Origin of the sequence: Ekhidna sp. (assembly GCF_040220215.1) — a bacterium.
GTDB lineage: Bacteria > Bacteroidota > Bacteroidia > Cytophagales > Cyclobacteriaceae > Ekhidna.
Window position 1 is genome coordinate 70,645 of the sequence record NZ_JAVJTR010000020.1, and the last position, 12,839, is coordinate 83,483.

2 protein-coding genes are annotated in these 12,839 nt (G+C 43.7%); both read right to left on the bottom strand.

The window, feature by feature from the left end:
* Positions 1-38: 38 nt before the first annotated feature.
* Positions 39-998 (bottom strand): cupin-like domain-containing protein, encoded by a 960-nt coding sequence (locus tag RIC88_RS14120; RefSeq protein WP_350218200.1) that lies wholly within the window; start codon positions 996-998, stop codon positions 39-41.
* Positions 970-12,834, bottom strand: coding sequence for a non-ribosomal peptide synthetase (locus RIC88_RS14125; protein WP_350218201.1), 11,865 nt, complete (start codon positions 12,832-12,834; stop codon positions 970-972). Before RIC88_RS14125 ends, RIC88_RS14120 begins: the two co-directional genes overlap by 29 nt.
* Between the last annotated feature and the right edge of the window lie 5 nt (positions 12,835-12,839).

Here is a 12,839-nt window from a genome sequence, read left to right on the forward strand (position 1 = left end):
GGTTTTTATTTTCCTAAAGTTCTCCTGGTAGGAGATAGCTATGAAACATAATTGAGGTATGACTGATAGAATGAAAACAACTTGTTTGAGGGGATCCCGAGAAACAGCCCTAATGCAACTATATAATTGTAGTAGACATTTTGGGAAGGAGCTCCACGGAAACCTGAAAGTAGACCTGTCCAGACACTTTTCTTCGTATGCCAATCAATATTAAAGGAAACTGAATTAGATAAGCCGTGCACCTGGTGCAAAGTCCCTGGTGGGATATACAAGATGTCACCTGACTCGACCAACGCCTTTTCTACTTTGACATTTGCAAAAGATGGAAACTTTTCGAAGTCCGGATGCTGAACATCCACATCTGACCATCTCCAGCTGTTCATATAACATTGATTTTTGTATCTGGAATCGATCAGATAGAACAATTTTGACCCAGTGACTTGAAAGAATAGATTATGAGTCACTAGTGTATCGAAATGCAGGGGGGTAAGACTGCCCTTACTTCCCATAAAGAACTGGACAAATTCCCACCAACGATTTCGATACCACCTGCTAAGGTATTCAACTGGGAAGGAGGTGATATCTGAGCGCAACTCTGGGATCAAAAGGAAAATTGGAACATCATGCAGGTAGGGTGGCAGCTCTGGGGAATTAGATTTGGTAAATTCAATTAAACAGTCGGAGTACTCCGCTAAAGTCATCGTCTTTTTTTCCCCTTTTGAGACATCACCTACTTTGACCGGAAGCTTATGATCGCTGGAAAGATTTGAAAAGAATTCAAGATTCCATTTATCTACTGCGGGCCAGTCTTTCATCATGCCCTTGATGAGTACGGGTCGTTGTTTTTCTACAAATTCCTTATAAAGTCTATCACGACCCAAGTGTTGCTCTACAGCAATGGTAGTTTTCGAAAATACCTGCTCTGAGATTATACGGTGATCAAAAACATCTTTATTCATCATAATTTCATTAAATTTCGATAGTACCTTTTTCTTCATCCGAATTGACATTGGCTCCACTCAGCCACAAGAGTCGGTGGATCTCAGCTGTGAGGTCCTGAAATTTAGTATGTCCCAAGACATAACCTATATCTAAAGTGATTTGAAATTCCTGCTCGATCCTGTTCACCAATCGTATGGCTTTCAGACTGTTACCTCCCTTCTCAAAAAAATCATCCTTTAGGTCGATGGTGTCATACTTCAGGATTTCTTTCCATAGCTCCTGTAATCTCAGCTCTACAAGTGATTTCGGTTCTTCTTTGACCTTCGCTGCTTGTTGATCTTGCAACGTTCTGGGGTCAGGTAGTATCTTTTTATCTAGTTTTCCATTGGCTGTCAATGGAAAAGTATCCAAGCGTACCCAGTGCTGTGGAACCATGTAGTCAGGTAGATAAGCGGATAATGAAGCTTTCATCATTTCAACATCCATATCACCTTCAGTGATGACGTAGGCTACCAGTTCTTTCTCACTTTCTGTCCAATCTATAGCTTGGCTCATTGCATCGATTACATTTTCCAGTTGTTTTAGGTGGTGATCGATCTCGCCAAGTTCAATCCTATACCCACGTACTTTTACCTGATCGTCTTTCCTACCCATGAACTCCAAATTTCCCTGCTGGTTCCAACGAGCCAGATCTCCGGTCAGGTAGAGCAGTTCACCTTCCTCGAAGGGATGTAAAACGAATCTCGATTTGGTTTGGTCTTTTAGTCCCCAGTAGCCAGCGGAAAGGCTGGCCCCGGAGATACATAGCTCACCTACCACACCAATGGGCTGCAAGGCCAGTTTGTCGTTTAGAACGTATACTTTCGTGTTAGCAATTGGTCTCCCAATAGGGATCGATCTTGCACTACCAGGACCTACTTGATGGTAGGTAGTTACCACCGTGTTTTCACTCGGGCCGTAATTGTTGTAGATCTCGAATTGAGGTTCTTTATTGAGTTGTAGTCGGTCTCCCCCTGTCAATACTTTTACATTCTCCAACCGAGCCCCCTTGGATACAAGGTTCTGACAGATCTGAGTAGGTAAGTAAGCATGACTGATAAGGTTACTGTTGAGGAACTCCTGCAGCTTGGTCATATCATATCTTGTTGTGTCATCTACTGGGAAAAGAGAGGCTCCCGACATCAAGTAAGGGAAGATCTCCCACACAGAGGCATCAAAACCAATTCCGGAGTACAGCGCCCCCCGACTGGATGAGTCAACCGCATACGTCTCTTGATGCCAGTAGCATAAATTCAGCAAATTCCTGTGCGTTACCATGACCCCTTTAGGTTTTCCTGAGGAGCCGGAAGTGTAAACCACATAGGCCAGACTTGATGGTGAAACCTTGACCGTCACGTCTTCTTTGCGGGTGAACTCCTTCATTCTTGATTGGAACTCTGTGAGCCTATCATCATTGATGCACGTCGTGCTCTGACTATCCGACAGCATGTAGGTGATTCGCTCGTCAGGATAGGATTTATCAATAGGTACATAAGCAGCGCCAGCATAAAGTACACCAAGAATGCTTAGCACATATTCTGCACTGCGATCGAGACATACTCCCACTCGATCACCAACTTGGACGTCATAGACAGTTTGTAAAAAATTAGCCATAGCTTGTGCTTCAGATTTAAGAGCCTGATATGACAATTCCTGACAGTCAAAACTCAATGCTAGTTGATCCGGATTGGACTTTACCTGAGCGTCCAGTAACTGTAAGAAAGTCTGATCAATCGGATAAGGAACATCAGTTGCGTTGACTGAGGCTAAAAGCTGGTTTTCTGAGGACGGCAGGATATTTAATGAATTGATGCTTTGATCCAAACCTTCAGTAAACGAATGAAGTATCGCTTTCAATTGGTGTGCGATCCTTTCCACACCCGCATCGTCGTAAACCTGAGCGTTGTATTTGAAGTTGATCTGAATCAGGTCTGCCTTTGGGGAAATCACCATCTCAAAATCGTAGTTCGTCTCGCCGTGAAGGTCTACGGAAAGTACTTCCATGTCTAATTGGTCAGCATTCCCATCACCAGATTTGACCATTTCTTCCACAGGATAGTTCATGAATACCAAAATGTGATCAATCAGATTCATACCAAGATCGTTGAGAGATTGCACTTCTGATAAATTCATGTAGTGATGCTCGTCGCCAGTTAGGGCGTTTTGCTGCATGCGTTTCAGTAAGGATAAAATCGTATCTGAAGGCTCAACCTGGACTCTGACAGGAATTGTATTGATGAATAGGCCAATGATATCCTCCACGCCTGGTAGTTCTGATGGACGCCCTGACACAACAGTGCCGAACACCACATCTGATATGCCGTTGTACCTTCCCAGCAAGCATCCCCATGCAGTCTGTAGAAGAATACTTTCAGTGATCGACAATTCAAGACAGCACTTTTGCAAATCAGCATGAAGCTTGCCATCAATGGTCAGTCCTTTGAACTTGATTTTCTTATCAGCATCTACGCCACCTTCCTTTTGTGCTGGTAAAGTGGCGGTTTCATGATACCCATGCAGATAAGAGCGCCAATAGTCCTCCGTTTTCTGGAAATCAAGTCTCGATAACCACTGCATATAATTAACAAATTGAACCGGAGTGCCCAAGGATGCCTTCTTTTTACTTGTCGACGCTGCTAATAGGGTGTAGAATTCCTGAATCAAGGCACCAACGCACCATCCATCCATAAGAATGTGGTGGTGGCTCCATATGAACTCGTAATGTCCATTTCCAAGGTCAAGGACTTTCAATCTCATCTGAGACGGGACAGCAAGGTCAAATCCCAGTGCCATGTCCATTTTCTTTTGCTTTTCAATCCAATTTTTTTGATGGTCCTGCATCCCTTTTTGCTCCCAAGACTCAAAAGCAAAGTGTCCCTCAATTTGTTGATGTACTATTTGAAGAGGTACACCCCCCAGGTCATTGCGAAAGCTAGTCCTAAGCACATCGTGTCTTTTTATAATCTCCTCATAAGCCCATCTCAGTTCCTCTTCCTTCAGTTTGGAAGACTTTACACTGTATGCAGTTTGCTCGAAATACAACGAGGTGGAGTTATCGGACAACCAGTGGAAGTAGATACCCGATTGCAATGGGGAGAGCTCATAAATGTCCTTTACGTTAGCGCCCTGTTGAATATCTTTGAGTTCATCCATTGAAAGCTTGTTGAACGTGAGGTCGGAGGGAGTAAGTATAGAGGGCATGGAAGCATCTGAAAGGCGATAGATCGTTGACTTCAAGCGCTTCTGATATGCCGCTATTAACCTTTCCATGGTAGCTTGCTGAAAATGCTCGGTGGGGTAGCTGATCGACAAGCTTATTTCATTATTCACTTGCATGCCTGAAATGCCTAATACACATGTTTCTCCGTTTATTGGGCTGATGTCCGATCCAATGGATTCCGCTGAAAACTCCAATGTTGTTCCTGTTCCGTCTTGGGTGCCTCCTGCTTGGCTACCAAAGTCGCCAAGGTAGTTGAATTCAATGGAGCAATCCATTGTCGATTCCAATTGATTGTGGAGATACCTCAGTATCCCATAATCCACTCCCTTGTTTGGAATTTGGCGAAGGGATTCTTTGATAGCAATTACCGTATCTATCTCGTCGTTGCTCTCGGATACTTCGAGAAGAAAAGGATACTCCGAGGTGAACCATCCCACAGTACGTGAAATGTCAAGCTCACCCATGATTTCCTCACGGCCGTGACCCTCCATGCTGATGGCAGTTTTTTGGATTCCAAAACTATCATGCAGGGCTAAACCCAATGCTGCAAGTAATAGGTCATTGATCTCAGTATTGTAGCGGTTGTGGACCTTGGTGATCAGCTTGTCCGTTTCGGTTGCGGACAGCCGGAATGAAAGCAGGCCATCCCTGATGAAGAGTTTGTTTCGCTTCCCAGAATCAAGTGGTAGGGGGTCTACTTGCTTACGAACAACGTTTATCCAATAGGTCTTGACATTCGTTTGCGCAGGTTGATAGTGAGCCAGAGAGGCAGCCCATTTTTGTATAGAATCTGTTTTTAGAGGGAGTTTAAGCCCCTTACCTACACTGATCTGACTGTAGAGGGTTGAGAGGTCCTCCAGCAGTATTCTCCATGATATGCCATCTACTAAGAGGTGGTGGATAATGACTCCGAGTCGGTCTCCGTCCTTCATTCGAAAATGGAGCAACTTCAGCATCGGGCCATCTTTTAGGTTAAAAGTTTCATGTCCCAGTTGTCCTATGGTTTGCATTCTTTCGTTGGCATCTTCTGCATGGCTCAGGTCTGTGAATTCTAACGCAAAGCACCTCCGTGCATCTGGTTCAAAATGGGCTGTCCAAGAGCCATTGGTCTTCCGGAAGACCTGTCTTAGTGCATCATGGTGGGACACCAGGTGTTCCAATATTCTGTCGAGATATTCTGTCTTCATAGGTGTTGCACTTTTTAGCACAACAGATTGATTGTAATGTTCTGGTTTTGGGAAGGGTAGGGTAAAGAAAGCTTGTTGTGCCGGCAGAAGCTGTGCTGAGCCTTCTACTTTGGATTGATTGATTTGCCTGACGGCGCGGTTCATGAAGAGGGCCATAGAGCTTAGTTCCGGGTTTTTGAGGATATCTGCGACTTTGATCTCAAAACCACGCTGCTTCAGCCTTGAAACAATCTGGATCGACTTAATCGAGTCCCCTCCAAGCGCATAGAAATTTTCATCTATGCTGATAGTGTTCCGCCCCAATAGCTCTTCGATTACTTCCAGAAGTACCTTTTCATTTTCCGTTTTAGGTGGTACAATTTCAAGGTCATTTGATACTACCTCTTGCTTTGGTAACGGAAGGGCTTTCTTATTGATCTTTCCGTTGGACGTCTGTGGAAACTCATGCAACAGGATCAGTTGAGCGGGGACCATGTATGAAGGTAATGTCTCTCTTAGGTGGTCAAACAGGTCTGCTTCAATTGCTTTTGGGTTCCTCCACCCAAAACTGGATTGCACGCTTCTTGTCGTATTCTTTTCCTCTTTTGCAGTTCTGATACCAAATACATTGTAGAGTCTTGTATTGGAGGTAAGCGATTCTTCCCGATCTATCGAAATGCTGAATCCATGTAGCTTGAGAAGTGTGGATATCTGCTGCAAACGATCGTCATAATCATGGACTTCAATGACTATTTGCTTGATTTTTGTCCAATCCGCTTCTTTGATTCCTGCTAGGACCAGATGCTCCACATTCTCTACATCAATCTTCAAGAGGTCGATGCTGGAAATGCTCTTGGATCTGATGAAATCAGAAATCGTGGTGGCTTCGCACGTCACACGCTGCGGCTTCAATTTCATGTCCAACAACTCTTCTAGTTCATTATTACCTAATGTGGAATTGTTGGTATGTGTAACGTAGGAAAGAAGAATGTTGCGGGCTTCCTGGCGATCATCCGAAACGGTAGAAAGCATGGTCATATCAGGATAATAGTTGAAGCTGATTTCGCCCTTCTTGTCCATCACTGCTAGCTGGTGAACTTCTCCAGCGATGCCATATAACTTCTGATTGATGCGCAGGTGCTCGCTTACTTCAGGCACAGGCTCAAAGGCATGTACAGTCACATCATTAGCGATTTGGTTGACAAATACGCCAAACAGCCCCACATTGGCACCGACATCCAGAACTACATCATGATCATCGATCTGGATTCCATGCCGCAGGTACTGTTGATCATCAAATATCTCTTTCCATAAATACTCCAATTCATTTTCATTCGGTCCAGCTAAAGGAGGTCTGTCTGGCAGGGTCTTTATTGATCCCTTAAGTTGGGTTTCTGCTCCTAATTTCAAATATTGATGAAGCAATGGGAGCACTTTTTGATCGATCTGTAAATATCCGATTAACTCTTTGTTGACTTGTTTGTCGGATACCACCACTTTGGTATGCTGGATTTCATGCAGACAAAGCAATGCCGCTTCTACTTCGCCCAGCTCTACCCTGTGCCCTCTAATCTTCACCTGATCATCCTGTCTTCCAAGAAATTCAAGATCTCCATTTGGAAGCCATCTTCCAAGGTCTCCTGTTTTATACATTCTGCCTTCAGGATAAAACGGGTCATTCTTAAATTTTTGTTCCGTCAGTTCTGCCCGATTCAGGTAGCCTCTTCCTACGCCGATTCCTGCCACACAAATCTCGCCCACCACCCCTATCGGTTGTGGTAGTCCGCCTTCACTAAGCACATAAATGCGATTGTTCATGATCGGTTTGCCTACAGGGACAATATTCGATTTTGGTGCTTCTGTCATAACATGGAATGTGATGTCATCTGAAGCTTCGGCCGGGCCAAACGCATTGATCACCTTTACGTCAGGATAAGAGACGAACCACTTCTCCAACATTTTGCGTGAAACGGATTCTCCTGCTACGGAAAGGTATCTTAGGCTGCTCAGAAACTTTATGCCTGTAATGGCTTCATAATCCATTATCACTTGCAGATGCGTAGGTACCATTTGTAAAATCGTGATGCCATGATCTTTAGCCATTGGTAGGAACTGATCCATTTCCAGTACGATATCGTCATCATATATGGCTGTTTGCCCACCTATGATCAACGCATTGAGCATTTGCCATATGGAGATATCAGAGGTGCAGATGGCAGTTTGCGCAAGAATTGTTTCCTCATCTAGTTCGAATTTGTCCACCATAGCCACCATGTGATTCATCATGCCAAGGTGTTCAACTATGGCACCTTTAGGTCTTCCGGTAGAACCGGACGTGTAGATGACATAAGCAATATGACTCGGATGAATAGGAATAGGCTCAAAATGGCTTGAATATTTATCTTTGATCTTTTTGAAGTTGGAGATCAGATTGGTATCAATCACATTGTTGCTTTTGCTATCCTCCAGCAGTCCATTGATCCGGTCTTTTGGAAAGGTTGGGTCAATAGGCATATAGGCGCAACCTAATTTGTAGATTGCGAGCATACATATTAACATCCATTCGTCGCGCTTGATCACCACAGTGATTAATTCCTCCTGCGATGGATTGAATTTTTCGCGAAGATGACAAGCCAACTGATTAGACAGCATGTCCACCTCTTGGTATGTCAATGTGTTATCACCGTACCGAACTGCAATTTGCTGGGGGGTGTCGTTAACAAATTCCTTAAAGTAGTCGATGATGGATTTTTCTGATGGAAAATCAACATCTGTATCGTTAAATCGTACCAAAATCTGATTTCGTTGGTCTTCTGAGAGAAAATCCAACGATCCAATCTCGGCCTCCGGCGCAAGTAGTAATTGATCCAGCAATTGATTGAAGTGATCCAATAGACTTTCTATCATGAATGAATCATACACGTCTAAATTGTAGGTAATGCTGTGACTTAAGCCATCAGGCTTTTCGATCACGTCAATTTCCAGGTCATATTTGGACATGCAGCTTTCTAAGGCTACAGGTCCTTCCTGAAATACTACATTCGCACCAGAGTTGTTTTGAAGCGAAAGTGTAATGTCAGTAATAGGATTTCGACTGGTGTCCCTAAAAATATTCAGGTCCTCCACTAGCCGATCAAACGGATAAGACTGATGATCAAATCCGGTGATGGTGGAGGTTTTGATTCGTTCTAATAGGCTTTTGAAACTATCCGATGAATCGAGATGATTTCTTAAAGGGAGCAGGTTGACATAGAACCCGATCTGATCATGAAGGTCAGGGTGGTCTCGACCCGCAACTGTAGTTGCAATGATGATGTCTTCACTTCCGGTGTAACGATGTATCAGGACGTTCCAAGTAGCTAGTAAACCCATAAAAAGGCTACAATTGTTTTTTTGACAGAATTTCTGCAGTTTTCGAGTGGCTTCTTTTGTTACCTTAGAAACTGCTCTTCTTCCATTGTTGGTCTGAAAATTTGGTCTAATCTTGGAGGAAGGTAGATCCACAATGGGCAGATCACCTTTGAGGAGGTCTAACCAATATTCTTTTTGTTTCCGCAAACGACCACTTTCGAGTTGCTCACGTTGCCAAACAGAAAAGTCCTTATACTGTATCTTAAGCTCTGGAAGTTTCGGTAAAGATTTTGACGAAAATGCCTCGTAGTAAGCATCTACATCCCTGATTAAAATTTGCATAGACCACCCGTCACTGATGATGTGGTGCATGTTGTAGTAGACAAGGTGCTCACCGTTTGGTAGGGTTATGATTTTGACTCGCACCAGTGGCCCTTGGGCAAAATCAAAAGGCTGGAAAGCATCCTCCTGAATGAGCTGCTGTGCCTGACCTATCGGGTCACTTGCTTTGGAAAGATCTTCCTTCCCAATTTCGAATTGGAAGTCAGAATAGGGGATGATTCGTTGTGAAAGTACACCTTCGTTATCCTCCTGAATTACAGTTCTTAGAATGTCGTGACGATGAATGACTGCATGGATCGCTTTTATGAACGCATCAATCTTATAAGATTTATCCAGATGTACATACGATGGGATATTGTAAGCTGCTGAGGCTCCTTCAAATTGACCGAGTATCCATAGACGTTGTTGACCGTCTGATAACGTGTAGGAGGGAGCTTTAGGCACACGAGGAATGGTAGTGTATTCTTGGACTTTGACCTCTTCCATAAACTTTAGGTGCGACCTGATAGTTGTGTGCTGGAAGAAATCCTTCACCTCCAGTTTTTTTCCAAGTTGCCGGGAATACAGATTCAGTAGCCGAACCATTTTAAGACTTTGTCCTCCCAGCTCAAAAAAGTCGTCTGTTACGCCAATTTCAGTTTGTTGCAGCACCTCTTTCCACATTTCCACGAGTTGCTTTTCTAATGGCGTCTTTGCGGCAACCAAGTTTCCTTGTTTTGTTGAGAGTGGGTCTGGTAATGCTCTGAAATCAATCTTACCATTAATTGTAAGTGGAAATGCCTCTATAGCGACAAAGTACTGGGGGATCATATGGGCAGGAATATGTGCAGACAGAAAAGCCCTGATCTCTCGTACCTCAAGGGAGGTTTTGCCAACGAAGTAGGCTATGAGTGCCAGCTCACGTTCTGTTGATAATTCTTTCGCAATTACAAGTGCTTCCTCTACGGCCTTGTGTTTCATTAAATGGTACCTGACTTCTCCTAGTTCTATTCTATGACCTCGTACTTGGATCTGATCATCCTTACGACCATGATAGTTCAAAGTGCCGTCTTTTGTCCACGAGGCGATGTCTCCGGTCCTGTACAATCGCTCTCCTGAGAGATAAGGATGTGCAATGAATTTTTGGGCGGTCAGTTCATCTCTATTCAAATAGCCCCTAGTCACTCCGAGTCCCCCCACATATAATTCACCTTCACATCCAAAGGGCAATAGCTGCTGATGTTCATCCAGAATTAAACAGGTGGTGGTGGGAATCGGCTTACCGATGTTGAGGTTCCTAGTATTCAGTTCAAGCTGCTCTAGCAAATTATATGTAACATGGACGGTGGTTTCAGTAATTCCATACATGTTAACCAGCTTTACAAGAGGGTAGCTGGATTGCCAGTCTTGAAGCTTTTCTGCAAAAAGCTTTTCTCCACCGAAGATTACCCACTTCAATTGCTCAGGGTTGGCCTTTTTCTCAAGCGTTGCGGAAGACAGTTGGTAAAACGCTGACGGTGTCTGGTTTAGTACAGTTACCTGTTGATCTAGTAGCAGATCAAGGAATTTTGAAGGTTGTCTTGTTGTTTCTACAGGAACGATTATCAGCTTCGCTCCGTGTGTGAGCGCACCAAATATTTCCCAAACAGAGAAATCGAAGCAGTAGGAATGAAACAGGGTCCACACATCATGCTGATCAAAATCGAAGGGAGTTTTCTCAGGTTTGAGTAATCGAACAACATTACGGTGCTCTACTAGCGTGCCTTTGGGTTTTCCTGTGGTGCCCGATGTATAAATTGCATAAGCTAGCTGGGAAGGGTGGATGACTACTTTTTCTTGCCTATCGGCGGATTTTTTGGAAGCCTTAAAGGCTGTCAGCATCTCTTCATTGATCAAAATCTCACTTCCACTGTCGTTGAGTATATAGTCGATCCGTTCGGAGGGGTAGTCTGGATCAATGGGAACATAAGCTCCTCCAGACTTAATAATGCCCAAAATAGCAATCACAAGCCACTCAGATCTGGGTAAACAAACTGCAATAAGTGTTTCAGGCTGAATATTGTATTGGTTCCTTAAAAAGTTAGACAGTTGATCAGATATCTTGTCAAGTTCGTTGTAGGTGACCTCAAGACCTTCGAAATGTAGCGCGATACGATCAGGGTGTTTTGCAACTTGATCTTGGATTAAGTCAACTATGTTTTTTTCATGTGGGAATTCTGAGTAGGTATCATTGAAAACACATAGGAGTTGATCTTTCTCCTGGTGAGTAATAAAATCCAGACGTGCAACTGCCTCATCAGGGTTGGACAAAATGGATTGAACCAATGATCTAAATTGACGGACAATTTGGAAGGCAAATGTTTCATTTATTACGTCTTCGTTGTACGAAACCCGAAAATGTAAATGGTTGCTTACTTCATGGAAATCAATGTCCAGATCAAATTTGGGCGTGGCGACTCCCTCTATGGTAATCTCCTCAGTGTCTATTATTTCTTGATCCTGAGGGGCTTCAAGGTCTTTCTGATCTACCCAGGTCAAGACGACATCAAAAATTGGATTTCTCCCCGTATTTCGTACTAATTCAAGGTCTTCTACCAGTCGGTCAAATGGGTACATTTGATGTGCGTAGGCCAAAAGGGCATTCTTTTTGACCTGATTGAGAAAAGTTCTGAATGATTGCTCCGGATCCAGTTGGTTGCGAAACGCTAGCGTGTTGACATAAAACCCCAACTGATCTTCCAGGTCTGGGTGTTCTCTTGCAGCAACAGGACTGCCTATCACAATATCGCGCTGCTGGGTATAGCGATAGAGTAGGAGATGCCAGCTGGCCAACAGTCCCATGAAAATGCTGGCTCCCTGATCGCTACAGAAGGATTTCAGTGATTTACTAGTATCCGCATCCAGATAGGCGGACAAACATTTTCCCTGAAATCTTCTCACTTTTGGTCTTTTGCCTGATCCCGGTAAATTCAAGACCGGCAATTCCCCTGAGAGCTGGTCAATCCAAAAATTTCGATGGCTGTCGAAAGCTGAACTTTCTATTTGATTCAACAGCCAATGTGAATAATCCCGATATTGTATGGATAAAGGTCTAGGTGTGAAATTTTTATCTTTTGATAGCTGGTTGTAGAAACTTAGCACATCACGCTTCATCACGGAAGTGGACCACCCGTCGGTGATGATGTGGTGTAAGTTGTAGTAGAAGATGAGGTTATCCTTCAGCTGTACCAGCGCTGCCCTCACAAGTGGACCTTGTACTAGATTAAATGGTTGTTGAGAATCTTTCTTAATGAACTGATCAAGCAACTGCTCAGCATCAGGCGACTTTCTCAGGTCCATTACTTTCACTTTAAATCCCAGCTCTTTCATTGGCAGCACTTCCTGAAAAATGACGCCTTCTTCATCTTCTCTGAAGACAGTCCGCATAATCTCATGCTGATCTACTACCATTTCAATGGCTTTGGCAAAAACCAAAACGTTGGTGTCGGAGGGCATCACATTCTTAGATGGAAGATTATAAGCCACTGAGGCTTCCTGAACCTGACTTGCAAGCCACAGTCGCCATTGGCCGGGTGATAGTGGATATCCACTGAGCTTGGGAGCCTTAGGTATTGAGACTGAATCATTGCTCTTACCGTATTTTTTCAAGAAAGAAATAAGCTTTTGCTTGTTCTCTGAAATTGTTTTAAGGAGTTCCTGATCCACGTCGCTATTTCCATAGCTCAATTCCAGGTCATCACCTTTGACCTCGATACCAATGTTTTTTTCTGCTAGTTGATTGATTAAGCTGTGCATGATTA

Excerpts from the sequence above, each read along its gene's own strand:
- RIC88_RS14120 (WP_350218200.1), bottom strand. The coding sequence starts at position 998 with ATGAAGAAAAAGGTACTATCGAAATTTAATGAAATTATGATGAATAAA.
- RIC88_RS14125 (WP_350218201.1), bottom strand. The coding sequence starts at position 12,834 with ATGCACAGCTTAATCAATCAACTAGCAGAAAAAAACATTGGTATCGAG.